This window comes from Priestia sp. YIM B13551, assembly GCF_042787905.1.
GTDB lineage: Bacteria > Bacillota > Bacilli > Bacillales > Bacillaceae_H > Priestia.
The window spans coordinates 1,101,579-1,126,880 of record NZ_JBHZOX010000001.1 but is presented as its reverse complement, the minus strand read 5'-3'; the positions used below and the strand labels follow the sequence as shown (position 1 = coordinate 1,126,880).

The following is a 25,302-nucleotide window of genomic DNA, read 5'->3' as shown; positions in this document are numbered from 1 at the left end:
CTGGTTATGAACATTTTCACTTAAACTAACGGGTAGCAAATGTTTAATATGTACAATCGCTTCTTCACTTATTTAAAATAGAAACGGCCACCGTGAAAAAGAACTCAATTTGGGTTCTTTTTTTCACTAAATTAATTACAGAAAACGACTATACCATTGTACGGAAATGCCTGTATTATAAGCGATGTGAACGAGAAGTACTTAAAAGTAAAATTAAAAATAAAATTAATTGTAGGGGTTTGCGATCTATGAGATATCGATTCTATATGAATGGGGATGAGTCGGGGAAATTGAACGGCAGTAAGCCCAATTTTGACATCATTGATGATGTTGTCATGGGCGACGCTTTCTTTGTTGGTGGAGGAATGTACTTAAAGTAATGGGGCAAGTTAGTTGAAGAAGGAATTCTTTCCTTGACTATGGATAACAGATGTTATAAAACTATGCAGAACCCGAAGGAACAAAAGCGGAAGCGTGTAGATGAGAGGCGTGACTCTAGACAAGCTAGCGAGAAGGTTTGCTCTTTAGTCTTCTTGACGGATTGGCTTATACCCGTGCTGGAGCTGGACATTCTATAAAATATAAAAGAATAATCATAGGGACAGCTCTACTTTTTCAAAGAGGAAAGGATCCGTCCCTGTGATTAAAAACTTATTTTCTTTTAAGAAGCCAGTCTTGAAAATCGGTGGCAACTATTCTTTCACCTGTGATTCCCTCTGCAGCAGCTGAGGCTAAAAAAACAATCGGCTCGGCCATAACCCTTGGATCTAATAGCTGGAATTTTGATTCAATCTCTTTTCGAACTTCGTCCGGAATCATCCCGGTAGTAGTGGCACCACCTGGTAAAAGCATATTCACCATAATTCCATATTCCTTTAAATCTTCGGCCATTATATATGAGAGTGATTCAGTGGCTGCCCTCGATGGTCCATAAGGTACAAAACCCTTTCTTTTCATAGTCTCATGATTCATAGAAATATTAATGATTCGCCCATGACCTTGTTCCATCATTAAAGGAGCAAACCCTCGAGCTACTAAAAAATATCCTGTGAGATTGGTATCAATTAAATCTCGAAACCCCTCTGGTGTTACTTTAAAAAATGGCTGAGGCTCGACTAAAAAACGCGGGTTTACTGTCCTCATCCCAATTCCCGCATTATTGACGAGAACATCGAGCTTCCCCCATTCTCTTTTCACCCATTTGATCGCATTATTGACGGATTGTTCTGATCGAACATCCAAAGGAATTCCAACAGCAGGATAACCCTCACGCTTTAATTTCTCTACTGCTTGATCCAATTTAGTTCCAACTCTAGAAGCTAACGCCACCGTGGCTCCAGCTTGAAGCAAAGCCTCCGCCATGGAAAATCCTAGGCCGCTTGAAGCACCTGTTACGAGGGCATGGATATTTCTTAAGTCTTTTGTATTCATTGGCATTTTTCCTCCGAAATGTTATTAAACCACTGACTGATACAGTATTCTATGTAATCATCACTTTATACGAAAATTCTTTAAAAAGCAAAGCTATGATAAAAGAGTAGTGGACTTAAATTGCTAAAGGTTGAAGTGCTTATTGTGCTAAAGAGGCAGTTTAGCTTAAATACATTTCTTCATAAAGTTAAAAAAGAAAATTTTCCTAATTTCTTATTTATAACAGCTTAATGTTGATTCGGGAATATTGAACTTCGCTACCTGCTAATTGAATTCTACTTCATCTGGAGACCTTTAAATTAAAATGTTTCCTTTCTTCTGACAGACTTATTAAATTTCGAAAACAATCAATTCAATCATCTTTTCGTATAGAAAAACTTATTAAGAAATATGCATTAGAAAAAATATAAACCATATATATGAGATATCCCGTTTGAATGTTTGAGGAGGATATTATGAAACCTATGTTACCTAGTGAAAAATATTTCGGTAATTTAGAACTAGTTTATGCATTTTATGGGGCTATGCCTACAGGTGTTACTGTTTCAGAAACCGGTCGTATTTTCATTTGCTTTCCGAAATGGGGAGACGATGTTAAATTTACAGTGGCGGAAATTATTCAGGATAAATTGCAGTCTTATCCTAATTTACAAACCAATTTGGTTAACTCCGAAAATATCACAATGACTTTCATCAGTGTCCAAAGTGTAGTTGCTGATGGAAGGGGAACGCTTTGGATATTAGATACAGCGGCACCCAATTTTTCTGAACCTATTAAAGGGGGAGCAAAATTAGTCGCTGTTGATTTAGAAACCAATACAATAAGAAAAGTATATACCTTTACAGAAGATGTTGTTCTACCTACAACTTATCTGAATGATGTCCGTTTTGATTTTCGTGTTGGAAAAGCAGGTTATGCCTATATAACGGATTCTTCTTCAAGAGGACCAGGAGCTATTATTGTCGTAGATTTATCAAATGGAAACGCGTTTAGACGATTAAATGGAGAAAAATCAACTTCACCCGATCCCTATTTTTTACCGAAGGTAGAAGGTGAAATTTTGATGAATAGAAACATAGATGGCTCAACTTCCCCATTTAGGTTGGCTTCTGATGGAATAGCAATTTCTCCCGATGGCAAAGTTTTATTTTTTTGTCCACTAACCAGTCGTCATCTTTTCTCGATTTCAACAGAAGTTCTAAGGGACCGAACTATACCAGATAAAGATTTAATTTATCATGTGGAGTATTGGGGAGAAAAAGGTGCGTCTGATGGAATGATCACCGATGCAAAGGGAACTGTTTATGCTGGAGATTACGAAAACAACAGTATTCGTAAGATATTGCCAAATGGCATAATGGAAACTATCGCACATGATCCGAAAATTTTGTGGCCGGATACTTTTTCAATTGGCCCAGATCAATATTTGTATGTCATTGTAAACCAATTACATCGACAGCCTAGATTTCATTATGGAAAAGACTTACGAGAGAAACCTTATAGTTTACTTCGTATCAAAATTGATGAATTTCCTGCTCCAACCTTTTCATAATAAAAATAGTCAATTAATTGTTTTCATTATATAGTGTAAAACAAACACGAGTAAGCAAGAAGTATTAAATTTATTTACTTCTGCCAAATAAAATCAAAATGGTTTAATAGAAACAGTTTATTTGATTAGTGTTAAACTGTTCCAGGAAATTTTTCATAATATCGGTAAATTCAATGCTGTATTGATATTATTTAAATCCAAACTGATCTGTTCGTTTGTATCCCAAGCATGGTAATCCTTATAAGCTTATTTAATAACATCAATACCGCATACATATCTAGTTAACATGATCATTACCGGAAGAGTATTAGTATAAATCTTTATAGAGTAAATTTTTTGATAAGTATTACCTAATATGTTAATTCTCGTGCAAACATTACTCCTAGCAATAGACCTTTTAGATAAGTAAAATAGACTTTTATCGGGGGATGGAAAATAATAATTTTATGTTATAAAATGAAAGTATTCTACAATAAGGAGGATTATTAAAAATGACTGCTTCAATCAGATTGCGTATCCGTACTTTGAACAAGTAATTTAATATGTTCAAAGGCTCTGTTTAATACTTGCAGAGTAAACAGGATCAGTCTGTCCATTTTTAATAATCTTCAACGGACATAGCAATGTGTGACATGAGGAAAGGTGGGTTCATCTATCTTTCTTTTGTTATACCTAACCTAAAAATGCACTCATTTACCTTGAACAATCTACTGTTATGGTTTCTTCGAGGTATTACTGAGTACATGGAGGTTGATACTTGGTTACTTTAAGCTGCAGACAGAGATTTCTGCAGTTTTTTTGTGTTTCTAACTGTTGATTTATACTGATAAATAGCTATTAATTGATAACATTAGTTGTGAGAAGAAGAGCTGTAGAGAATAAAAAGGGCAACGAACAAAGTAAAAAAAATTGAATATTTATGGGAGGATAATTAAGATGAATAAACTAGAAATTAAAGAATTAGCAAAAAGAAAAGGCCTAAATGTAATCGAAAAAACAATGAAATTGAATGAATCAGGCTTAGATTTTCAAGTTGCCCATGCAGAGGATGAGCAGGGACAAAAATGGATTTTACGAATCCCGCGCAGACTAGACTCTATGGCAAAAGCTAATCAAGAAAAGATGGTTTTAGATGCTGTAAATCGATATACAACCATTCAAGCACCCAATTGGGAAATTTCCACCGATGAACTCATTGCTTATAGATTATTAGACGGAGTGCCTGTGGGTACCATTAATCCTAAAATTCAAAATTACGAGTGGGTTTTAGATATAGAAAATATTCCATCCACATATTACGAATCATTCGGACGCATGTTAGCAGAGTTACATCAACTGCCAACAAACGTAGTAAAGAAGGCTGGTATTAAGGTTTATACGGCAACGGAAGCAAGAGAGTTAATGAAAGAAAAAATGCAAAAAGTAAAAGATGAATATGAGGTGCGTAATAATTTGTTGAATCGTTGGGAAGCCTGGGTAGCTAATGATGATATGTGGCCAAACTATACCGGCCTTAGCCATGGTGACATTCATCCGGGGCATATTTTAATTAATCACCAATCAGAGGTCACTGGCTTAATAGATTGGACCGAAGTAGCCGTTACAGATGTATCTCGTGATTTTCTTGCTCACTATTTATTTACTGGAGAAGGTGGATTGGAAAAAGCTATTACTGCATATGAGAAAGCAGGGGGAAAAGCGTGGCCACTTATGAAAGAGCATATCATAGAGTTAGCAACAACACAGGCAATTACTGTTGCTGAGTTTGCTAAAAGCTCTGGGATGCAAGAGTATAAAGATATGGCCCAACAGATGCTTGGTCCAATTGAGTAATAAAATAACTTTGATAAAAACTTATATAATGAGCAAACTACTTAAGAAGTCTTTTAGGACTCCACTTACAACCTAATTTATTTATCAGTAGAAAAAGCCATCTTCCCCAAAGGTAGCTTTTTCGCCTTTTAGTTACCATAATGGATTCTCTAGGAACGAACCATAAAAGAGAACCCTTTAGTCAATCTCAGAATTATTATAAGGGCCTTTTAAATTTATAAAAATCAAGAAAGTGCAAAAAATGGAGGATAGAAGATACTAATTTTATAATCCAAATTATTCTTTTTTAGTAATTAACGAAGTCGTCATTCCACCTATGAAAATTGTCGAACATGAAAAAAGAAACGTTTTAGGTCCTAATAAAGGAAGACCTGCTGTTATGATAAAACCATCTATAATTAAAATAACCATCCCTATGTTTAAAGAAAAAGCTTTTGATATAAGTTGTGCTAGTAAATCTGTTCCTCCTGTGCTTGTCTCATATCGAAGCATAAGACCAATCCCCGTCCCAATACACACTCCTCCAAGAATTACACTAGGAAAAACAGGAAGTTGAAACTGGTCTTTAATAGGTTCTAGCCAATCAATCAATAAAGAAGAAATAACTAAACCATAAAAACTATTATAAAAATAATTTCTTTCATAAACCCAAGCAAACCAGCATAATGGAAAACCCAAAATAATAATCATCACACCTGTAGGAAATTCAAAATAATAGTGAAGGATGAGAGCAATCCCAATTGTTCCCCCATCTAACAAATAATGAGGAACTAAAAATCCATTAATTCCTATACTTAACAATAAGCTTCCGACTAGAACAACCAGTATTTTCCGAATAATAATCACCTTTTCAGTCAATTTATCTCTTACTATATGTATAAGCTTTAGCTAGCTGTCATGAATGTTTTTATCGGAAAAGCGCTTTTTAATTTTATAGATCAGGGAAGTTATAAAAAATACGGATTCAGAGCTGAAAGCATTCTGACTACACTATATGTTTTCATTCTTTATCAGGCAACTTGCCTAAATTGAATACTTTTTTATCATTTGAGCAAACTACTCAAGATGTCTGAACGGCGTCTTCCACTGCAACCTTGTAAGAAAGAAAGCTGCCCTCCCTGGCAGCTTTCTTTCTTATCGATTATCTAGGAATAAAATTCATTAGTGTAACTACACTATTCATGATGATTAAAGTCATCAATAAAAACATAGTTTGCACTAGAAAAAACTACTGCTGTCCCAGTAGTTTTTTCTATTTTTAGGTAGTTTGTTTTTTAAAGGACAAAAAGTCATAGCACTTTAAAAACAGGCATATGATTTATAAAGACCTTAACGTGCTTATAAATTGAATTAGTAGATAACCCTTGAATGTATTGATTCAAGGGTTATTTGCCTTTTTTTATGGATTTAGAAGCCTCATCAAATGAATTCGCTTTTATTTGAGCATCTGCAAGGCAATACCAGTAATACCAGGCATCCAACTTTCTGATTTTATTTTTATAAAACTTTTCAATAATTGGATAATATGTAGAGTATAATTCTTGATCATAAACTAGTTTTTCACCATTCCATTTCAATACATCTACAAGATGACTATCACCAAGGTACATATGCCAAGCTGTAATACCAAGCTTTTTGTTTCCTTTTACGAGATCTATTTTGTGGTAAGGTTCGTCTGCAATTTCTTTGAATGATGTACCATTCCAATGAATAACTTTAAGTTGACTTCCTGCTGCTGCTCCAATTGTAACTCCCCATAAGTAGTCATTCACACCATTCCCTGTAATATCAGCTAGTACTGAAAAGTCTAAATCTACTCCTTGAACGTGGTCATTAAATAGCTTTCTCCAATTTCCATCCTTTTCTTTTTTTAATATCATTACTCCAAATTGAGAAGGAGAGGGTTGTTCTTTTGCTTTAATTTCATAGGTAATAATAATTTCCTTTTGTTCATCATGATTAAAGTCATAAAATTGAATTGGTTTTGCGGATGAAGGTCTGTCAGCTTTTATAAGAATTGCATTAGACGGCTTGAATTTTTCAACCATTTTCATTAGAGACGGCCCCTGAATTTGCTCCGCCGGAACAAGTATTGAAGAAAAATTCATCCCTCCAAAGATCAATAAAATAATTAGTGCCATTTTCATTGTAATATGCCACCTTTAAAAGATATTACAATAATAACCACTTGTTTATGTATTCTGTTTATTTTCATACCTTTTTTGAATAATCCTAATAACATCAACACAGTAAATGCGGAAAAAGCGATTCCCTCACATGCAAAGTGGGGAAAGATCGCTATGCAAAAAGCTACAGAAAGATATCCATCAGCTAAAATTTATGATTACCTACACGTAAAGCGAGAACAGAAAGGGAATTATTCAGTTGAGACATTCAAACTATGGCTTGATGAAAATAACAAGAAGTTTGAAGTTATAGTTAATATTCATTTTGATACAAAATCAGAAAAAATTTCAAAGATAAGCTTACAAAAGCAAAATACGCATACATAAAAGCGTCCGAATTGATTCTAACGCTTCTTTCTGTTGTTGAATGTTTCTATATCCTTAGAGTAACAATTCATTAAAATGACTTTTATAAATAGTAATAACCTTACCAGTTATGTAAGTTAAATCACCTTGATAATAAATGAATAACTCTCCACCTCTTTCAGAAGATTGGAAAGCATATAATTGTTTTTTATTTAGCCTTTGGCTCCAATATGGAGCTAGACCACAATGGGCTGAACCCGTAACAAAATCTTCTTCTATTCCAATTCTAGGAGCAAAATAACGAGAAACAAAATCATACTTAGTTGAAGGGCTTGTTACGACTAAACCTGTAACAGGCAGAGTAGCAAGGAGGTCTAAATTAGGTACAAGTCTTTTCAATAATTCTTCATCTGCTACTTCAATAATGTATCGATCACTGTTTTGGGCAGCCTTTAAAATAGGTACATCTACTAATTTTTGGATGGTAGATGTAATATCTATAGGGGTAGGTGCATCGGTAGAGAAAGCTAATTGAACCCCTTTTTCTACTTTTTCCACTTTCAAATGACCGGATTTTGTTGTAAATGTAATAGGGTGTTGATCCTCTATAATACCTTCCTCCCAGAGTATATGAGCAGCTGCTAATGTACCATGCCCACACAATTTTATTTCCTCTGAAGGAGTAAACCACCTTAACTCATATACGTTACACTGTTGCTCTAGGAGAAAAGCTGTAATAGGTAGATTTAACTCTTTAGCAATCGCTTGCATAAACTGTTTATGGATTGGACTAGTTAATTGAATTACATATGCTGGATTACCAGAAGTTAAATCTTGTGAAAAAGCATTTACTCGATATAAATAGGTACTCATGTTGAATACCACTCCTTTAACTATCAGTTAAGATAAGAGTTCAACAAGTCGATATAATTACCTTTATTTGATACTAAGAAGCAGAAAAATATACAAAATATACATTATGCTTCTAGTCAGCATAATGTTGTTTCTAGGTACTTAATCTCTTTAATCTATATGATATAATTAACAAAAACAGGAATTTTAAAGGGGGCTCAGCCTATTGTCCGGAGGTATTATACTGGGTATCATCATTGCATTAATTATATTTCTAGCTATGGCTAAAACAGTAAAAGACACCCAAAAAGATCACGAAAAAAAGAGACGTTAAATTATGAATACCATATATAAAGCAAGTTTACATAAAAAAATTTATAAAAATACATATTAACAAAAGGGAGCCTATATATGCTGTCTCCCTTTTGTTAATATGTATTTTGCTTAATATATCTTGGTACTTATTAGCATGTAAATCCTAACCCTTAACTAGAATATCGTTCTGCAAGTTTATCCTTATGAGATTGAAATATCTCTTCTAGAGGAATATCATACTTATTGGCAATCACAATTAAGTTGCCTAATACATCTCCTAGTTCCTCCGTCAATTCTCTCTTATTTTCTTCCAGAGTACCCTCTACTTCGTCTGGTCTATCTCTCCCGATCTCTAAAGCTCTAATAGCTCGTGCTACTTCACCTGTTTCTTCAGCTAGAAAGCCAATTCGAACAAAAATATCTAAGTCTGACCAGCCTCTCATCTTGTAGTAGTCCTTTACCCATTGTTGAAATTCTGTTACATTCATTGATTAGTTCCACCTTCCATTTTTAAAAATCCTCCTAAGTTTAACAAATGTTCCATCATTATGTATAATCGATAAGGGTTATTTACTTAGGAGGGGATACTTTTGAAAAGACTAGCTGTATTTTGTGGCTCAAGTAAAGGGGCATCTGATCTTTATATTGAAGGAGCAAAAGCTCTAGGAAGAGAGCTTGCTAAACGCAATATCGCTCTTGTATACGGAGGTGCAAGTGTCGGTGTAATGGGTGCTGTTGCTGATGCCGTTTTACAAGAAGGTGGACATGTAATTGGCGTTATGCCGAGCTTTCTTGAGGAAAGAGAAATTTCTCATAAAAACTTATCGGAACTTATTGTTGTTGAATCTATGCATGAAAGGAAAGCCAAGATGGCAGAATTAGTGGATGGATTTATTGCATTACCAGGTGGTCCAGGCACATTAGAGGAATTCTTTGAAATTTTCACATGGGCTCAGTTAGGTTTACATCAGAAACCATGTGGACTTTTAAACATTAATAACTATTACACACCACTTGTATCATTATTTAATCATATGACAGAAGAACAGTTTTTACAGGAAAAATATCGTTCTATGGCTCTAGTAGATACAGAACCACATGGGTTACTTAATCAATTTAATACATACCAACCACCTTCAGTAAAAACATATATTACAAAAGCTCAGAGCTAATTTAAGTTACCATAATCACAGTCCTAGGAAACAAAAAAGGTGTCCTTTAGTAAGTTAGGACACCCTTTCATTATTTAATTAACTAATTCTTCTTCATGAAACAAATTAGTTCTTTTCTGCTAAGATTATTAAAAACATCGGTCTTCTAGTTTCATGTACCATTTCAGGTATACTTTCTAACATTTCATCAGAAGGCATTGGTTCCTTCACTGCATTGATTGTAAAACCTGTGCGAATCAGATCATTCATATAAGTAGAAATCGTACGATGATATTTTATTACATCCTCGGTTAAAAAGGACGTATGACGAATCCCTTCCTCTTGATAATGATCGATAGGCCAATGCATAGGGTGTCCATCATTATCATAGTACCAGTCTTGTTCATTCCGAGAAGTAAAAATCGGATGCTCTACTGAGAAAAGAAATGTACCACCTGGCTTTAAAAAGCTGCATACCTTTTTAGCAACTTCCTCAAATGACTTGATGTAGTGAAAAGCTAACGAACTAATGACCACATCAAATTCTGATTTCTTAAAATCAATATCTTCTATCGGCATTTGGATATATGAAATAGAAAGGTCCTTTGTTTTTTCACGAGCTTTTTCAAGCATCTTTTCAGATATGTCAACACCGATTACTGAACGTGCTCCTTGTTCATGTGCAAACTGGCAATGCCAGCCGAACCCACAACCTAGATCCAGTACTTTTTTGTCTTTCATATCTGGCATTAATGCTTTTAACACATGCCATTCACCAGCGCCTTCAAGCCCTTTAATAGAACGTGGCATCTGCTCGTAAGCAGAAAAGAATTTTTCAACATCATATTTATTTTGTTTCATTACTGATAACAACTCCTATATAGTAAAATAGCCTCCTAAGATCACTTAAACGTCTATTACAGGAGGCTACCTATCTTCTCCTTACCATTATGACCACTCCATTTCTGTCCTAGGATACTACCAACAATCATAACATAAAGGCTAACTATTGGAGGGCAGAAAAGTTCGTCCATACCTTTAAGGTAATAATAAAATCTTTTTTAATTTATACCCTATACATGTTTAGTTACCATAATGTTCCTTATCGGTAGTTGCTTAATCCTGTGTTTGAGTATGGATAGGTCTGCACAGTTTCTCCACATCTATTTGATATAAATAGTGGACAGCAGTACTTATTACAATGAAAGGGTGTATATATGAAAAAGTTACTATTTGTCGTGGTATCTCTCTTAACTATGATTGCTTTGGTAGCATGTAATAAGGATTCTGAACATAAGCAGATGAAACACGACATGGCAAACATGGACCATAACGATTCTTCAAAAGAAAAACAACAAGTTGCAGTACAAACCGATTGGAAGTTTGAACATTATCCTCAGGCTAATACAACCAACCAGTTAACAATCACAATCAAAGATAATAAAGGGAAGCCTATTTCCGAATTTGAGGTAAATCACGAAAAGAAAATGCATCTGATTGTTGCAAGCAAAGACTTGTCAAAATATCAACACATCCATCCTGCTTATAAGGGAAAAGGTGTGTTCACAGTACCTGTTACGTTTACTCAGGGAGGATCATTTCAGTTAATTGCTGACTTTGTACCGAAAGGACAATCGGATACAGTTCAAATGCATACGGTTTCTGTTAGGGGAAATACACCACCTCCTGTTAGCCTTACACCTGATAAGAAATTAGTAAAAACTGTTAATGGGAATCAAGTGTCTCTTAAAATAGATAGCCAGCTAAAAGCGAATCAGGAAACTATGCTAAATTTTTATTTTGAAGACGCTCAAACCAAACAGCCTATTCAGGATTTACAACCATACCTTGGAGCTGTAGGACACGTTGTCATTCTAAATCAAGACGCAACAAAATATCTGCACGTACATCCGATGGATGAAAGGGTAAAAGGATCTAATGCTATGTTCCATACAACCTTCCCTTCACCTGGCGTCTATAAAGTTTGGGGAGAGTTTCAGCGCAGTAACAAAGTCTTTATAGTTCCATTCGTAGTGGAAGTTAGTAAATAACTAAAAAAGAATCTATCTCTGTGAGTTATTCGTCAATCATTCTTTCTGTATAAACTACTTCAGATAAATTAGATCATCCAAAATACATTTATATTACAGCAAGGAATTACTGTTGAGGGACAGTAGTTCCTTCTATTTTTTGACTCTATAACCTATGAATGTTCAGTTAACATAATACCTCTTTACGGTACACAACCCAAAAAGGAACCCTTATGGGAGTAAGGGTTCTAACAGAGTCATTTTTATAGAATATGCAAATTTTTATACATTCTTTATGTATCAATGTTTCTCTCTAGGCTAAATGGTAATGGGATGCATAAAAATCTTGTTTTATATACACTTATAAAAATTAAAATGAAAATAATCCATTAAATATTGAAGATACGGATTGAGTAAACATGAACAAAGACTAAAAGAACAAATCAAATTTACCTATTTTAAAATAAATCCTTACGCAATTCTCGTGTTCGAACCCCATCTTCAATTTTTTCTGCGATGTCCATTAACCTTTCAATGTCGGAAAAGGAATACATTCGGGTACCTGAAGAGTTTCGTTTCGGGAAAATAAGCTCTCGCTCTTCATAATAACGAACTTGCCTTTCTGATAAACCTGTCATTTCAGTAACGATTTTTATAGTCATAACTTTCTCATCTAAATATGGATGATTTTTAGTCAAGAATATCCTCTCCTATTTCCATGCTTTATCAGTATATATGTTAGTAACTTTTGGATTGTATATAGAAATGAAGTTTATTAAATATAGCACGTTATAAATACTTCTTGATGAAAGGCGTTTGTAGTTCTTGAGAGTGACATTAGGTTAACTAATTTCAAAAAGCAAGTGTTTCAAAATCAATAATAAGAAGAAAATAAGAGCTTCTAAATTGCTCAAATTTATGTCGAACCATTTATTATATGTAAAACCAAAGTTCATTCCCTCAGAGAGCGTTTCTCTGTATATTTGAAATATATTTTAATTTGATTACTAATGAAATATGTGGATACGGTGCAACCTATATCATTCTAGTCATTTTCATTCCGATAAATAAAAAGACTTGCTTTAGATAGAAAGCAAGTTGAAAGAAGGATAATCACTTTGGTAATTCCATTATAATCCAATGATTATATTGAATCATTAAAATATGGTTAAAAATAAATTAAAAGTAAATTAATTCATAAAAAAGTATTAATTAACCTTTTATTTGAGTTTCGTTAAAGCAATTTTATTAATTCCAATAAATTTTTTAACTTTATTCCTTTAGTGTTTGAATAAAGTATAGAATTAGGAGTCCGAAAAAGTATACTTTTTCGGATGGGATAGCTGTTTTTTAAGTCATTTTTTCACAATCCCAAAAAGTGTACTTTTTGAGACTATCTATATTGGACAACCTTAACCATAAATTAACTATACATAGTTAAGGGGATGCTGGTGCATAAGTGTTGAAATGTTGTGCTGATAAGCTACCAGAAGAAGATATTCTTTATTTCGCGGGTCATTGTCCACTCGTTGCAATTCTGAGCGTTTCTCATAATACTGTTTTTTGTGAAGGAATGGAAAAAAGCAATTATTTGCTATGAATATCTCTATGTGTTACATTATACTTAACTTATTTTTGTTCGGTATAAGATTGAGAGAAGAAAAAACCTTAAACAGAAGTTTTTATCTTGAAATAGTATGATTGGGCAAGAGAGGTAATACATTTGTGGAGTATTCCACAGCAGGAGGCAACATTATGACACAAGGTACAGTAAAATGGTTTAATGCAGACAAAGGTTTCGGTTTCATTGAAATCGAAGGCGGAGACGATGTATTCGTTCATTTCAGTGCTATTCAAGGTGAAGGTTTCAAATCATTAGAAGAAGGTCAAAAAGTTACTTTTGATATCGAGCAAGGTCAACGTGGAGCACAAGCTGCTAACGTTCACAAAGCATAATTAAAAGTGATAACAAAAAGGACTCCTTATGAAGGAGTCTTTTTTTGTGGTCTTATAATTAGAAAACCATGATTTATCTACTATTAGTTCAATAGAAAACCCAGGCTTTAAAAAAAGCCTGGGTTTTAGACAAGACGATCGATACAAGGTATAACTAGTTATAACATACAATAGAAATAGAAAGCAAATGCAAATGAATTAACTATATTTTCAATTAAATTAAATAATTTGGTACAAATTATCTTCGATGGGGATTAAGGGGAATTTTATTAATAAGCCGTTCTCCAGCTTCCATGTGATTTCCACACAAAGGGCATTTTTGGTGGTTGTCGTAAGAGAAATCTTTTCTCATCCAGCCCTTACAATCTTCTACCGTACATTCCCAAACCTCTGTTTGTTCTTGAGCTAAAGGTTCTTGATTTCTTTTGCCGTAATAATACATACTAACATCACTACTCCTCATTTTATATTATAGCTTATAAAGGAGTAATAATCATTTATATGAATTGGTGTTTTTTTACCACTTTATTTTCATTGAATAATGCGCGGAATTTGTGATATGAGAATTTCTAAACACTTGGTAATAATATTCATATCTTCTTCTTTTGCTTTTTACTTGTAACACTTACTGTAGTAGTACATCCCTAAACTAAGCCTCCAACGTAATGAGGGTTAGTTTAAAGATTAGTTTAATGGTGGAATCATTTCGCTTATCACCGGTAATCAAGTTGTTATTTATAGGGACTTTCCAGAAGTTTCGTGACTTGTTGGAGACTTTTATTTCGAGTTATTATAAATAACAAAACTCCATTTTACCTCAGATTAAAATATATTGTCAATGAAAAATTTGTAATATTTTCAAAAAATGTTATAATAGTTTTACAATTGTTTTTTCGATCGTATTCCAAATTCCGCTGTGTTTTTTTCAGATAGAATTATGGATACATTTTTTCAATACTTTTTTAAACTAAAAACACTCAAACAGTTGTGTGAGCTTTAAAGGTAAGTTAGTTGAATAAAATTATTAATTTACTATCTAATAGTAACCGAGTTTTTATTCTACAAGGAGGTCTAAAATAATGAATCTAATCAATAAGAAAGTTACACACAAGCTTTTTGGGATAGGTAGTATAGTTAAATATAATGATTCTAGTATTGAAATACATTTCGCATCGGAAAATAAAAAGTTTGTTTTCCCCGATGTATTTGGAAAGCATCTAAAACTGCATGATAAAAGTGTTGCTCATTCACTCGAAAAAATTATAGAAAAAAAGGAAATGGAACACAACGAGGAAGAACGGAAGAAGGAAGAGGAAAAAAAACTACAACGAAAAAACCAAGAACTTCGCTGGGGACTTGAAAAACTTATGAAAAATCATAAACTTCATTCTGAATCACAAATGGTTTTTTGGTGTAACACAGAAGAACAGAATAGTTCTCTTTTAGAGTGGAAGGTTTTTTCAGGCGTAATAAAAAGCGGTAATAACAAGGGGAAGCCAACCAAACCCATCCGTTTGCACCAAAATAGTGCTGTCTTGTTAACAGCAATAGATTCCAGTATGCCTGAAAAAGACAGACGTATCTTAGGCGTCTATATGGTGAATGAAGATTTTATCGGTAAGCTTTGTGAAGATGGATATATTCCTGCTCATTCAAAATACAGACTCCAACTTACAGAACAGGAATCGGATCAGATGCCTTTCTGGAAATATTATGTAAATGAAAGGTCATCTCAAAAAATGACATGGAATACAGGTAAATACCGTTATTTTGATAATTTATGGATGGCTCAAATTTTGCTTGATATAGCTGAGTTAAAAAGTGACCCAAAGGAAAGAGAGCTGGCACAACAATTTTTTGAACATTTTTGTAAAATGAATCTGATAACAGCTGAGGAGTTACCAAAGCCTAATGGTGCATTAATGCGTATGTAAATGTTAGCCCAAAGATAGTAGGAATGACTAGGGACTGACACATTTTTCCCACCCATCATTAATAGCGAGCATTCCTTGGCTCTGTTCGCTAATAAAAAGGCAAGAGCAGAACGTAGGAGAGGTAGAAAAGCGACAGTAGGTCATAAAAAAATCTATAGAAAATAATCCTTTACTATTTTATAACTATATACTTTTTGAGCCCATATACCAGAATGAGGAAAATCTATACGGGTTGATGTAAGCTTTTCTCAGCTCTATTATAAGAATAATACGATAATCTTATTATTTTTAATAGGAGAGAAGATGAAGGATATAAGCGTGAAAATATTTAGTAATGGAAAAACAGTAACTATAAGAGTATCGAATGAATTAGTAACAATCTTAAAAAGTCATTATGTAAAAAACATAAAAAGATACTCTTATACGGTTACTAAATATTCAAGTGTTTTTTTCTTTGAAGAAGAATTAATGAAACAAAAATAATAAGTAGATAATGAGGAGATACACCTATGCTTAAATTTAAAGTTATTTTCGAATTTATAAATGGCAGGACAAAGGAATTAAAATTCGAAGCCACATCAAAGAAAGAAGTCATTAGTCATATAACAAAATATGAAAGATTCATTTCGAATGAAAAAGAGTTAGTGCACATCAATTTAAATAACGTGGTACAGTTTATGATTACAGAAGAAAAATAATAATAAAAACTAGGCATCTATTAATTGAGGTGCTTTTTATTTTAATAAATAGACTGATTTAGATTTAAATGACATATCTGAGAGTAGTAATAAAATTGAGCGGTTAATTAAAGCTCTTCTTAGCTCTTCACTAGATAAAGAGAAAGTTATAGAACAATTAATTGAAATAGAGTTAGAACTTGACCATATTAATTGGCACTATAAAAGCTTACAGGACAAGCAAACGGTAATGTTATTAAGATTTACGGCTACGTTCAAAACAAGAATTCTGTAGCCTATTTATAAATAGCTAATGCACCTCACAATATTTATTATGTTAGGTGAAAGTTTATTTAAACTAGGAGATTCAATGAGAAAATATATAGCTTTAGATATACCTATAAACAATGTTAAGAAAGTTATGATAGTTCAATTTAGAGATGAAGTAACTATGTTTCTTTACGATACGCTAGATGATAAACCTTCGATCGGAGATTATAGTTTCGAAACACTGCAAGAAGCAGAGGACTTTTTTATTCGGACATTCTTAAAAGAAACAAATAATGAGGTATCCTGGGTGTATGTATCAAACCCTATGAAGAATTGTCAGGAAGACCTTATTGAACCAGTAAGAGTTAAGGGGATAGACACTAGTTCTCCTCAGTGGGGAACATACGAGAAAGTGGTAGCAGGACAGTGGATAGATATTAAATTTTAACACAATTGTTACTGGTAATCATCCTTACCTCAACCACGTTTTTTTACTATAATCCTATTTTTATCAGTTAAAATATATATTGTTTAGCCTCTACAGTATATAATGCAGTATATCGTTTACTTTTGATTTAATGTATGGAGGGAATTTTGTATAAATTAAAGTGTATTCCGTTTTTTGTATCTATTATTTTATTACTACAAGGTTGTGAAGACTCGTTAAATAAAAAAAGTAGTCGTGAACAGGAAAAAAATGTATTGACAGAAGATGCAGAGAAAGAAGAGACAGGGTCTATGACAACCGTTTATGATAAAGCTAAATGGCATTACGAAGGAGATTTCCCAAATAACTTGAGTGAAAAGCAGGCGTTCGTTCATACTGGAATGTATCTTGGATGGATCATTGAAGAAAACTTATACAGCAAAGAATTTGAAGAAGAAGCTGCACAGGAGATCCTAAAATTCAAACAAAAAAATATGACCGGAACTGAAGTTTACACGGAATGGGATGGCATCTTTGCAAGCGATATGCTGAATGCAGAAGGAAAGGCTTTTACAAAAGATTATTTTGATTTCGATAAAGGAATTTATTTAGATGATTATGAAGATATATTTCCTCATGTAGAATCACTTTATGAGGTAGAAGATACGTGGAACAATTATGAGGCTATTAAAACAAAGATTAATAAGCGTTTTAATACTTGGAAGCATACAAAAGAAGAAAATAAAAGTAATGAGTTATTTACGGTTGATTCATATATTGGTTCATTAAAGAGAATACTTGAGCAAAATGAAGATAAGTTAATTAACAATATCGAAAAAGTACATACTTTTCATTATTATAAAGGCATTGATTTACTGGACTTTGAAATCTTTATCCAACCATTTGATTTGTCTATTATGATGTTTTCTATGGACAATGAAGCGAACGAAGTTTTCTATGAAAGGAACAATCGTGCCATTTTTTCAGGAAGTTATGAATTACTTGAAGAGTTTGAATACTATGAGCTAGCCGACGAGCATTCGGGTGAGCTTTGGGAATTCTATGAAGCAAATGAAGAAGAAATATTTGCTGCTGAGAAAGAATTAATTACAAACTGGTTTATTTCTTGCTGGAATAAAGCCAGCGACAGTGAAATTAAGCTGCCTGTTTATCTTAATTTTCATGATGACATAGAATCGTTTGATTTAAATGAGAACAAATGGATTGATAGTGAAGAAAAATGGTCTAACTAAAATAGTAACTACATTGTACATGTGGGAAGAAGCCACTAAGATAGCGTGGCTTCTTTTTCATAGTCATAAATAGCATTATATACATGTTAGTTAACTAAAAGGTCTAAAGGATACAATCTATAATTTACTTTTTATATTTAAATTCAACCCCATTGATGTTTGTTGAGGATGAGTTAATAATTGAATGACAATAGATTGTTGTGAGAGGTAGAAATGATAGGTGTGCTATCGTAATAACCCCAAAATATTGTGCAGCCTTTTTTAAATGTAAGATCTATTTCGTCTTCATCTTTTGCTACACTAAGATTTTATTTGTGTTCAGAACCCATTTCTAAGACTTCTTCCTCGAATTTTTGATAGGCATTCTGTACGCCCATCATCACTTTTTTCATTTTAAAGTAACCATTTGAATAGGCATATGTATCACGAATTTCTTCCCACATAAAATGATACATTTTTAAATCTGATGTTCCACAAAAGATGAAATCCGTATAAGTACCGTCTCCAAAGGCATCAGCGTCAAAGAACTTCACTTTAACGTTCTCGCTGTATTTTTCGATTATTGAATATAAATCCTCTGCAAGCTCTCTTCTTTTTTCACGAGGTAATGCTAACCAAGTTGGATAAAATTCTAATAAAATTATAATGCCATGATTTAAGGTGTTTTTTGTCATTGTATTGTCTCCTGTGGTTTCATTATATATAACACTCATTTCTAGTTACCATAATCATGAATGTTCTAATTTTATAAATGATCAGAATGAGGTATAGCTGCATACATTTGCAGTTGTCTTTTTGACACTTAAACTTAATCATTCTAATGGCCATGAAATAATGAAAGGGAATATTGATAAACATAAATAATTACGAATCCTAGCGAAATTAGTAGCCATACATGCAATTTCCTGAAGTGCTTGATGGTATTTCCAATTATTTCATGAAAGATAACAAAAGACAGTGTACCGATTGCTGCACCAGTCGATAAAGCTTGTAGTTTAAGTGAGGAAACTTGTACACTTTCACCAATAAATAAACTGCCTCCTAAGGACAGCGATAGAAGGGCTATAATTAGTAAAAAGAAGGTGTTCGGTATTTTTGCTATAGAGAGGACTGTCATAATTGCCATCCCCTCTGGGACCTGATGTAAAAGGGTAGCTGCGAATACAGAAGCTGATTGGTGCATATCTGTTATTCCAAAGGTAATACCTGTGATGACATTATGAAAAAAGATAGCAACCGTTAATAAGATAAGTGCCTGTAAGGGTGAAATTTCGCTGTTTTGTTTATGCAAAAAGAGATCAATGCATAGCATGATGATATATCCGACTACAATTCCTAATAAAACGCCTCTTAAATCATATAGATGCCAAGTAGACGGAAGGATATCAAAGAACAATAAGCCCAATAAGATTCCACCGCATATAGCATACATAAATTGGATTCTTCCCCTTGCCAGATGGTTTACTAATTTGAGAATTCCTCCTCCTACTAATAAACCCAGTAAAGAACCTAAAGTAAATAAGATATTCATTTCTATATGCATAATTGCTACTTCCTTTCGGCTATATGGTTTTTTACAACTAACCTATTCAAAGGAAAGGCAATCATACCTATGTTTTATAAATGGTTAAAAAAATAAAAGTACATGATATTAACTTAGGAGTAATTTTTAGGTAAATCACTAATAAAAAAGGACATACTAACGTTATCTAAAAAAGAGGTGTTACTATGGAATCTCCTTTTGAAATGATAACCAATGTGGACAAGGTCGAAAATGCTTATTATATAGAAGTGAAACCAGGTGAGTACAATGCAAAGTATTGGAATAAAGAATCGGTCTATTTTGCTGATGAAGCTTTTGCTTATTTCTACACCACGATTTGCAAGTATGTGCCACAGTATCAACCTACCCAAGTGACAGAAATCAAAGCAGAAACATGGCTGAGGATCAGTAATCAGCTGCAAGAACTTGCGTATTTTTTGAGCACTAATCCGCCTATGATTAAACTAAAGAAATGGATTGATTTTAGCAAAGTAGAGGAAACGTACAAACAGTTTGATCATCACAAAAACAAGTACATTAGTGAGTTAATTAACATGATTAACGAATTTACAGTGTGGATAACAAAGGTATGTCAAACACAATCGTACATCACCATTTTGGGTACTTAATGGAAATCGATGTTGCTTATTTTAATCTACAAGCTATGCAGAAAATGAAAGAATTGTTCAAAACGAATATGGCATATTACGCTAAAGGAATAAACTACACTCACAGCGAAAACAACTATAAGGAGATGCAAAGAGTATCTTGCACTTAACAGGCCTTGAAACCTTAGAGGCTTGGAATGAAGAGCAAAAATCCCAAAAACAAATCGTGAGTTAAATCACTAAAAATGCTCTCAGATGAAGCGAGTGATTCTATAAATCAAAAAAAGATACTTTATAAAGTATCTTTTTTTGATTTAAGTTTTTGAAGAATGTAAAATCTAATTGGTATCATTCGGTACTTCAAGAGAAGTAGGTTTGGTGTTCCTTTTGAAAAATGAAAGAATTACCATTACAAGAACGAATGCTACACAAACTATAGAGCTTAACCTATTCGCACTGTCTATGAGAAAGACTATGAAGCTAATAATTAATGTACATGCGGCAAAAAGCGTTAAATAAGGGAAGCCCCAAAGTTTAAAATATGGTTTTTCTTTATATTGAGGACGTAGCTTTAGCTGAGCTAAGCAAATACTAATCCATATAAGAGAAACTGTAAATCCAGGAATAGCTAATAAATAAGAAAAAGCTTTTTCAGGATATAAGTATACGAGGTACGTTCCCAATAATAAAAATAGGACACTGAAAGCTAAACTGTAAACAGGTACGCCTTGTTTATTTACATAGGACAAACTTTTAGGAGCATCTCCCGACTGAGATAAAGAATGAAGCATCCTTGTACAGCCATAAATACCTGAATTGGCTGCTGAAAGGACAGCTGTTAATAAAATAAAGTTCATAACATGAGAAGCCCCTTGAAGCCCGGCTGTTTCAAATACTTGGACAAAAGGGCTAGCATTTGCATCAATTTTATCCCATGGTATCAAGCCACAGATAATAAAAATAGGCAAAGTATAAAACAGAACTACTCTCCACATAACGCCTTTAACTACCCCTGGCAATACCTTTTCAGCATCTTTCGTTTCTGTAATAGTTAAACCAATGAGTTCTGATCCTCCATACGAGAAAATGACTACAAGTAATGTAGAGAAAACGGCTTTCCAGCCATTTGGCATAAAATCACTATAATTATGAAGATAATGAGAAGATGAATTATTGCTTGGCATAATTCCAAATAGTATCGCTATACCTAATAAAATAAAAGCAATAATAATAAAGATTTTAATACCAGCAAACCAAAACTCAATTTCTCCAAAAGACTTTACGCTTGTAGCATTAATTAAAATAAGTACAATTGAACAAATAAGACAAAGAATCCATAAGGGGATAGAAGAAAACCAATATTGCAGAAAACTACCTGCAGCGATGACTTCAATAACGCATACAGTAAGCCACATAAAGCAATAAGTAGCTCCCGTTACAAAAGAAAAACGTCTTCCAAAAGCTTTTTGAATTAGATCTTTCATATTGTGGGATGGGTATACAATAGCCATTTCAGCCAAAGCTCCCATTACAATAAGAAGCAATAGTCCAGCAAATAGATACGAAAAGATAACCGAAGGTCCTGCTAATCCAATTGTATCAGCACTCCCTTTGAAAATCCCTGTCCCAATCATTCCTCCAATAGCAATCATTCGAATGTGTCGCGGTAATAATTGCTTTTTTAACGTATTCTTTGATGCAGTATTTTCTTTCATGATGCCCTCCTTTTAACATAAAAAAGTCCCTGCTGAATTATTCAGCAGGGACGAAAATTTCGCGGTACCACCCTATATTGTAAAAACATCTTACCTCTTAATTAGCATAACGGTTTTATCCGTCCTCTCTAAAACACCATTAGAAGAGGAAGCTCTAGGAGTGAATTTCATCTCTAACCTTTGTACTGACTTCCACCAATTATCAGCTCTCTATAACAGGGAGATTAGGATTACTTAAGATCCTATCTTAGCTTTTGTTTATTAAATTAAAGTGTATGTAATGTATATCATATTAGTTAGTTTGAAATTAAATGTCAATATGTTTTTTATCTACTTACAGCTATAAGAAGAGTTATTAGATTTTACATAAAGATAACAATTATCACTATTTAGTAGTTAATCATTCCTTTTCCAATCATTTGTACTGTGATTGAATTGTACGCTTTTCTATAATAGAAAACCTACTGTGCAAACAAGAGTACAGTAGGTTTTCAAATCAGAATAAAAATGGTGAGAATATATCTCAGTATTGTATTTTATCCTAAAGAATATAACAAGGCAAGAGTTATTATCCTTTTAGGAACTTTTCTTTTACAACATTTGAATTACAACTATACAAAAACCTTTAATAATAGGAATTTTAAAGGTTTGTTACTTCTTATAATTTATCTTATGTAAACTTGCAAAAGAAATAAGCTCTTTTTTATTTGATATTTTGATTGGAGTTGCAGCCAGAAGACCCCTCTTCCTTTCTGTCATGTTAATTACACCTGTTCGCTATGTATTTTTATCAAACCATACTTGTATCATACAGTTGGCAAGCACTCATGAATTTTTCAAATAGAAAAAAGCACCCTCATCGTTAATGGCATTGGAGAATAAGGGTACTTTATAGGAAGGCACATATTATAATTTAGGAGATACTAAGATTTTTGAATTAATTTAATCATTTATTATATTGTCCATGTAATAAATGATTAAGGGGGAAAAAAATGAACATTACAGTAGTTGAACATGATCCAAATTGGAAGTATGAATATCTAAATGAAGAATACCTAATTCAGGGTGTTTTTTTAAATCAACGTATTTTTAAAAAAACTGTGATTTTATTAATGTGATTTTATTAAAGCTATAAGCTTGATTATTAACAAACTGTTGAGTCACTTATTTTGTTAGGACATCTAATAAGATTAGGAAACGAAGAAGACTTTACTTCCTTGCCCCGTATACTTTTACCTTATTGTAAAATGTCTCTTTCTTCATGCCTACCTCTGATTTAAAAGAAAAATAGGCGCTATCATAGAGCTTATTATTGCTGTTATACTGTTTAACTTTAGTACGTTTAAAACAAATAAGTGATTGATAGCAAATTAAATCTTACATATCATCTATGTAAAAAGGACAAACAAGTCATCATGTTTGTCCTTTTTGTCATTCTGGTGGTAGGGTAAATATTTAATTTCTAATTTAAAAATTGAATATCTCTATGTTAATTATAAAAAAGTCCTCATAAATTGAGGACTTTTCTTAACTATGAAATTAGGAATGGAAATTTTATTTGCATCTACAAAATGTATTATAACACGCATTCGATATAAAAAATGAGCTATTCAAATCCTAAAAAGGGGATTCCGAGCTTTTAATTGGATTTTACAGGAAAAAACATTGTTGGAAAGCCAAAATATAGTTAGTGTTAAATAAAAAAGTAGCAAATTAGAGCAATAGGTGATTAGGTAAGTGCAAGTATATATAAAGAACAATTTTTAATAAAAGCTTTACTTGTAGATATAGAGGCAGGAAGAGAACTTATGATTCAAGTTGGTTTAGAAGAAGGATTCACCAGTGAAAATACCATTGTAATTAGCCAATCCATTGATCAATTGCTAAACCAATTAAAAGAGGCCTCTACGGCTGATTAGTTCTTATTTTTTATGAAAAAAGTATAAGACACCTCGATATTGGCAATCAAGGTGTCTTTTTGTATGGGTTCATTCATGTGTGATATGCTCCCAATGAAGTGGATGGAGTAAATAAAAAATTTGTTTATTTAATATGCTGCTTGTTTATTTCTTATTTTACTCAGATAAAAATCAATCGTGTTTCCACTTAAAGAGATTTTGCTTTTACATACTGAGAGTATCCCTTTTTAGAGTAATAGTATCAGTATGGAAAAGTTATATATATTTCTTACATCAGGACTGAAAATTCTACAGCTTTTCTTGATAATATTTCCGATAGACGTTAGGAGTTATATTTTCATATTTTTTAAATGTCTTGATGTAATACCCGGGGTCGTTAAAACCTAATTCATCGCTAATCTGTGCAATAGACAAATCCGTTTTTTCTAATAATTGTTTGGACCACTCTATTTTTTTGAGAGAAATAAAAACAGAAAAATTCATACCCGTTTCTTTGGTAAATATACGGCTGAAATAACCTGTACTAATGTGACATAAATCAGCCATCTTTTGTTGAGATATTTTTTCTCTTTTATGTTTATAAATGTAGTCAAAGGCTGGCTGTAATACTTTGTTTTTACAAACTAAGTGATCGTTAATAGACGTTTTTACGTAAGCATTAGTAACTGTGTTGGCTAATTCCTTTTTTATATTTTGAATATTATCTAGAGAATAACCGTAAGAAATGTCTTCAGTAGAAAGGTTCTCTTTTACTGGAGCCATCTTTTCATATACTTCTAAAATTAAGTTTTTATTCATAGCTTCCTCTACAATGTAGTTACAAAGCCTATATAACATTTGAGCAGCGTCGTTAATTTCTGTATAGGATAGAGTAGGAATAGAATCATATAGACGCTGTATTTCCTCATTATTATTTAAATTCTGTTCAAATCCCTTTGATGGAACAGTAAGCATTTGTTCCAAGGGAGGATGTTTGTCACCATCCTTAATTTTCACTTCTCCCGCCATGATGGCACCTACATATTTATCATCAATTATAATGGGAATGGCAATATCGACAATATTCCAGTGGCATAAATAGATATAAGGAGCATTGGTTCTGACTGCCTCTAGTCCTCCCCGCGCATCGCACTTTTCACAAAGTTTTGCTGTATTAGGATTTTTACGCATAGTCTCACAAAATGGACGTACGCTACTGTGTTGAGAAATGGGCACTCCTTTATAGTTAACCGTGACAATCGCTAATTTTGTAACAAGAGCAAGCGAATCTTGAAGATTTCGCCACTTTTTTAAATCTAGTATTTTATCTAAATTCATGTAAGTAGTTTTCAATGATGTTTTTA

Annotated in this window: 25 protein-coding genes, 2 pseudogenes and 1 other annotated feature; of the genes and pseudogenes, 15 read left to right on the top strand and 12 right to left on the bottom strand. The window is 33.0% G+C overall.

Going from position 1 to position 25,302, the window contains the following annotated elements:
* Positions 1-248: 248 nt before the first annotated feature.
* Positions 249-380 carry a hypothetical protein gene (locus tag ACFX4N_RS05730; RefSeq protein WP_255256000.1) on the top strand — a complete coding sequence of 44 codons (132 nt, stop codon included), beginning with the start codon at positions 249-251 and terminating at the stop codon, positions 378-380.
* Positions 381-651: 271 nt separating this feature from the next.
* Here the strand turns inward: ACFX4N_RS05730 and ACFX4N_RS05725 are convergent, their stop codons facing one another.
* Entirely contained in the window at positions 652-1,431 is a 780-nt protein-coding gene (locus tag ACFX4N_RS05725; RefSeq protein ID WP_235567415.1) for an SDR family NAD(P)-dependent oxidoreductase, read from the bottom strand.
* A gap of 455 nt (positions 1,432-1,886) precedes the next feature.
* On the opposite strand from ACFX4N_RS05725, the gene ACFX4N_RS05720 reads away from it, so the two are divergent.
* Together ACFX4N_RS05720 and ACFX4N_RS05715 are read left to right on the top strand one after the other, a co-directional pair.
* A complete protein-coding gene (locus ACFX4N_RS05720; RefSeq protein ID WP_057274757.1) occupies positions 1,887-2,984 on the top strand; it encodes an L-dopachrome tautomerase-related protein in 1,098 nt (365 codons plus the stop codon).
* A gap of 936 nt (positions 2,985-3,920) precedes the next feature.
* On the top strand, positions 3,921-4,817 hold the full coding sequence (locus ACFX4N_RS05715) for a macrolide 2'-phosphotransferase (RefSeq protein ID WP_013056487.1): 897 nt from the start codon (positions 3,921-3,923) through the stop codon (positions 4,815-4,817).
* Between the two features lie 276 nt (positions 4,818-5,093).
* Here ACFX4N_RS05715 and ACFX4N_RS05710 read toward each other — a convergent pair whose 3' ends face one another.
* Both ACFX4N_RS05710 and ACFX4N_RS05705 read right to left on the bottom strand, forming a co-directional pair.
* Positions 5,094-5,675 (bottom strand): YitT family protein, encoded by a 582-nt coding sequence (locus ACFX4N_RS05710; protein WP_057274758.1) that lies wholly within the window; start codon positions 5,673-5,675, stop codon positions 5,094-5,096.
* 527 nt (positions 5,676-6,202) lie between these two features.
* Complete coding sequence (locus ACFX4N_RS05705) at positions 6,203-6,964, bottom strand: hypothetical protein (RefSeq protein WP_013056489.1); 762 nt, start codon at positions 6,962-6,964, stop codon at positions 6,203-6,205.
* A gap of 75 nt (positions 6,965-7,039) precedes the next feature.
* On the opposite strand from ACFX4N_RS05705, the gene ACFX4N_RS05700 reads away from it, so the two are divergent.
* Complete coding sequence (locus ACFX4N_RS05700; RefSeq protein ID WP_274583084.1) at positions 7,040-7,330, top strand: DUF3889 domain-containing protein; 291 nt, start codon at positions 7,040-7,042, stop codon at positions 7,328-7,330.
* A gap of 54 nt (positions 7,331-7,384) precedes the next feature.
* Here the strand turns inward: ACFX4N_RS05700 and ACFX4N_RS05695 are convergent, their stop codons facing one another.
* Entirely contained in the window at positions 7,385-8,182 is a 798-nt protein-coding gene (locus ACFX4N_RS05695) for a PhzF family phenazine biosynthesis protein (protein WP_192100679.1), read from the bottom strand.
* 464 nt (positions 8,183-8,646) lie between these two features.
* Entirely contained in the window at positions 8,647-8,964 is a 318-nt protein-coding gene (locus ACFX4N_RS05690; RefSeq protein WP_013056492.1) for a MazG nucleotide pyrophosphohydrolase domain-containing protein, read from the bottom strand.
* A 102-nt stretch (positions 8,965-9,066) separates the two neighbouring features.
* Here ACFX4N_RS05690 and ACFX4N_RS05685 point away from each other — a divergent pair, with 102 nt between their 5' ends.
* The gene (locus tag ACFX4N_RS05685) at positions 9,067-9,648 is read left to right on the top strand and encodes an LOG family protein (protein WP_192100680.1); all 582 of its coding nucleotides are present in this window, start codon (positions 9,067-9,069) and stop codon (positions 9,646-9,648) included.
* 105 nt (positions 9,649-9,753) lie between these two features.
* Here ACFX4N_RS05685 and ACFX4N_RS05680 read toward each other — a convergent pair whose 3' ends face one another.
* Complete coding sequence (locus tag ACFX4N_RS05680) at positions 9,754-10,488, bottom strand: class I SAM-dependent methyltransferase (RefSeq protein ID WP_055990402.1); 735 nt, start codon at positions 10,486-10,488, stop codon at positions 9,754-9,756.
* 356 nt (positions 10,489-10,844) lie between these two features.
* On the opposite strand from ACFX4N_RS05680, the gene ACFX4N_RS05675 reads away from it, so the two are divergent.
* Positions 10,845-11,678: a hypothetical protein gene (locus ACFX4N_RS05675; protein ID WP_057274764.1), complete on the top strand. Its 834-nt coding sequence runs from the start codon at positions 10,845-10,847 to the stop codon at positions 11,676-11,678.
* 443 nt (positions 11,679-12,121) lie between these two features.
* Here the strand turns inward: ACFX4N_RS05675 and ACFX4N_RS05670 are convergent.
* Positions 12,122-12,319: pseudogene (locus ACFX4N_RS05670) on the bottom strand (MerR family transcriptional regulator); the annotation flags it as partial.
* A 1,093-nt stretch (positions 12,320-13,412) separates the two neighbouring features.
* Between ACFX4N_RS05670 and ACFX4N_RS05665 the strand changes: the two are divergent.
* On the top strand, positions 13,413-13,613 hold the full coding sequence (locus ACFX4N_RS05665; protein ID WP_013056497.1) for a cold-shock protein: 201 nt from the start codon (positions 13,413-13,415) through the stop codon (positions 13,611-13,613).
* 238 nt (positions 13,614-13,851) lie between these two features.
* Here the strand turns inward: ACFX4N_RS05665 and ACFX4N_RS05660 are convergent, their stop codons facing one another.
* Positions 13,852-14,055: a cold-shock protein gene (locus tag ACFX4N_RS05660; protein WP_016763693.1), complete on the bottom strand. Its 204-nt coding sequence runs from the start codon at positions 14,053-14,055 to the stop codon at positions 13,852-13,854.
* Positions 14,056-14,692: 637 nt separating this feature from the next.
* Here ACFX4N_RS05660 and ACFX4N_RS05655 point away from each other — a divergent pair.
* From ACFX4N_RS05655 to ACFX4N_RS05635, 5 genes and pseudogenes are all read left to right on the top strand, one after another.
* Entirely contained in the window at positions 14,693-15,547 is an 855-nt protein-coding gene (locus ACFX4N_RS05655; RefSeq protein WP_057274765.1) for a hypothetical protein, read from the top strand.
* 303 nt (positions 15,548-15,850) lie between these two features.
* On the top strand, positions 15,851-16,030 hold the full coding sequence (locus ACFX4N_RS05650) for a hypothetical protein (RefSeq protein WP_013056500.1): 180 nt from the start codon (positions 15,851-15,853) through the stop codon (positions 16,028-16,030).
* A 26-nt stretch (positions 16,031-16,056) separates the two neighbouring features.
* Positions 16,057-16,245, top strand: a complete 189-nt coding sequence (locus ACFX4N_RS05645; protein WP_013056501.1) for a hypothetical protein — start codon at positions 16,057-16,059, stop codon at positions 16,243-16,245.
* Between the two features lie 349 nt (positions 16,246-16,594).
* The gene (locus ACFX4N_RS05640; protein WP_053487164.1) at positions 16,595-16,942 is read left to right on the top strand and encodes a hypothetical protein; all 348 of its coding nucleotides are present in this window, start codon (positions 16,595-16,597) and stop codon (positions 16,940-16,942) included.
* A 290-nt stretch (positions 16,943-17,232) separates the two neighbouring features.
* Positions 17,233-17,655 (top strand): annotated as a pseudogene (locus ACFX4N_RS05635) (DUF7832 domain-containing protein); the annotation flags it as partial.
* Between the two features lie 827 nt (positions 17,656-18,482).
* On the opposite strand, the gene ACFX4N_RS05630 reads toward ACFX4N_RS05635, so the two are convergent.
* The gene (locus ACFX4N_RS05630) at positions 18,483-18,848 is read right to left on the bottom strand and encodes a darcynin family protein (RefSeq protein WP_029324491.1); all 366 of its coding nucleotides are present in this window, start codon (positions 18,846-18,848) and stop codon (positions 18,483-18,485) included.
* 143 nt (positions 18,849-18,991) lie between these two features.
* Positions 18,992-19,717, bottom strand: a complete 726-nt coding sequence (locus ACFX4N_RS05625) for a ZIP family metal transporter (protein ID WP_013056505.1) — start codon at positions 19,715-19,717, stop codon at positions 18,992-18,994.
* Between the two features lie 185 nt (positions 19,718-19,902).
* Between ACFX4N_RS05625 and ACFX4N_RS05620 the strand changes: the two genes are divergently transcribed.
* A complete protein-coding gene (locus ACFX4N_RS05620) occupies positions 19,903-20,346 on the top strand; it encodes a hypothetical protein (RefSeq protein ID WP_029324493.1) in 444 nt (147 codons plus the stop codon).
* A gap of 317 nt (positions 20,347-20,663) precedes the next feature.
* Here ACFX4N_RS05620 and ACFX4N_RS05615 read toward each other — a convergent pair whose 3' ends face one another.
* Entirely contained in the window at positions 20,664-22,040 is a 1,377-nt protein-coding gene (locus tag ACFX4N_RS05615; RefSeq protein ID WP_098287655.1) for an amino acid permease, read from the bottom strand.
* Between the two features lie 43 nt (positions 22,041-22,083).
* Positions 22,084-22,298, bottom strand: a binding site (T-box leader).
* Positions 22,299-23,032: 734 nt separating this feature from the next.
* Between ACFX4N_RS05615 and ACFX4N_RS05610 the strand changes: the two genes are divergently transcribed.
* Positions 23,033-23,158, top strand: coding sequence for a GrpB family protein (locus ACFX4N_RS05610; protein ID WP_244659728.1), 126 nt, complete (start codon positions 23,033-23,035; stop codon positions 23,156-23,158).
* Positions 23,159-23,785: 627 nt separating this feature from the next.
* Positions 23,786-23,959, top strand: a complete 174-nt coding sequence (locus ACFX4N_RS05605) for an aspartyl-phosphate phosphatase Spo0E family protein (RefSeq protein ID WP_306471725.1) — start codon at positions 23,786-23,788, stop codon at positions 23,957-23,959.
* Positions 23,960-24,247: 288 nt separating this feature from the next.
* Here ACFX4N_RS05605 and ACFX4N_RS05600 read toward each other — a convergent pair whose 3' ends face one another.
* On the bottom strand, positions 24,248-25,291 hold the full coding sequence (locus tag ACFX4N_RS05600; RefSeq protein WP_328126356.1) for a PocR ligand-binding domain-containing protein: 1,044 nt from the start codon (positions 25,289-25,291) through the stop codon (positions 24,248-24,250).
* Positions 25,292-25,302 lie beyond the last annotated feature (11 nt).

What these genes read in the sequence shown, in the direction of transcription:
- ACFX4N_RS05645 (WP_013056501.1), top strand. Translation starts at nt 16,057, where the DNA reads ATGCTTAAATTTAAAGTTATTTTCGAATTTATAAATGGCAGGACAAAG.
- ACFX4N_RS05655 (WP_057274765.1), top strand. Translation starts at nt 14,693, where the DNA reads ATGAATCTAATCAATAAGAAAGTTACACACAAGCTTTTTGGGATAGGT.
- ACFX4N_RS05675 (WP_057274764.1), top strand. Translation starts at nt 10,845, where the DNA reads ATGAAAAAGTTACTATTTGTCGTGGTATCTCTCTTAACTATGATTGCT.
- ACFX4N_RS05665 (WP_013056497.1), top strand. Translation starts at nt 13,413, where the DNA reads ATGACACAAGGTACAGTAAAATGGTTTAATGCAGACAAAGGTTTCGGT.
- ACFX4N_RS05725 (WP_235567415.1), bottom strand. Translation starts at nt 1,431, where the DNA reads ATGAATACAAAAGACTTAAGAAATATCCATGCCCTCGTAACAGGTGCT.
- ACFX4N_RS05615 (WP_098287655.1), bottom strand. Translation starts at nt 22,040, where the DNA reads ATGAAAGAAAATACTGCATCAAAGAATACGTTAAAAAAGCAATTATTA.
- ACFX4N_RS05640 (WP_053487164.1), top strand. Translation starts at nt 16,595, where the DNA reads ATGAGAAAATATATAGCTTTAGATATACCTATAAACAATGTTAAGAAA.
- ACFX4N_RS05630 (WP_029324491.1), bottom strand. Translation starts at nt 18,848, where the DNA reads ATGACAAAAAACACCTTAAATCATGGCATTATAATTTTATTAGAATTT.
- ACFX4N_RS05625 (WP_013056505.1), bottom strand. Translation starts at nt 19,717, where the DNA reads ATGCATATAGAAATGAATATCTTATTTACTTTAGGTTCTTTACTGGGT.
- ACFX4N_RS05720 (WP_057274757.1), top strand. Translation starts at nt 1,887, where the DNA reads ATGAAACCTATGTTACCTAGTGAAAAATATTTCGGTAATTTAGAACTA.
- ACFX4N_RS05610 (WP_244659728.1), top strand. Translation starts at nt 23,033, where the DNA reads ATGAACATTACAGTAGTTGAACATGATCCAAATTGGAAGTATGAATAT.
- ACFX4N_RS05730 (WP_255256000.1), top strand. Translation starts at nt 249, where the DNA reads ATGAGATATCGATTCTATATGAATGGGGATGAGTCGGGGAAATTGAAC.
- ACFX4N_RS05690 (WP_013056492.1), bottom strand. Translation starts at nt 8,964, where the DNA reads ATGAATGTAACAGAATTTCAACAATGGGTAAAGGACTACTACAAGATG.
- ACFX4N_RS05695 (WP_192100679.1), bottom strand. Translation starts at nt 8,182, where the DNA reads ATGAGTACCTATTTATATCGAGTAAATGCTTTTTCACAAGATTTAACT.
- ACFX4N_RS05680 (WP_055990402.1), bottom strand. Translation starts at nt 10,488, where the DNA reads ATGAAACAAAATAAATATGATGTTGAAAAATTCTTTTCTGCTTACGAG.
- ACFX4N_RS05620 (WP_029324493.1), top strand. Translation starts at nt 19,903, where the DNA reads ATGGAATCTCCTTTTGAAATGATAACCAATGTGGACAAGGTCGAAAAT.
- ACFX4N_RS05650 (WP_013056500.1), top strand. Translation starts at nt 15,851, where the DNA reads ATGAAGGATATAAGCGTGAAAATATTTAGTAATGGAAAAACAGTAACT.
- ACFX4N_RS05705 (WP_013056489.1), bottom strand. Translation starts at nt 6,964, where the DNA reads ATGAAAATGGCACTAATTATTTTATTGATCTTTGGAGGGATGAATTTT.
- ACFX4N_RS05660 (WP_016763693.1), bottom strand. Translation starts at nt 14,055, where the DNA reads ATGTATTATTACGGCAAAAGAAATCAAGAACCTTTAGCTCAAGAACAA.
- ACFX4N_RS05715 (WP_013056487.1), top strand. Translation starts at nt 3,921, where the DNA reads ATGAATAAACTAGAAATTAAAGAATTAGCAAAAAGAAAAGGCCTAAAT.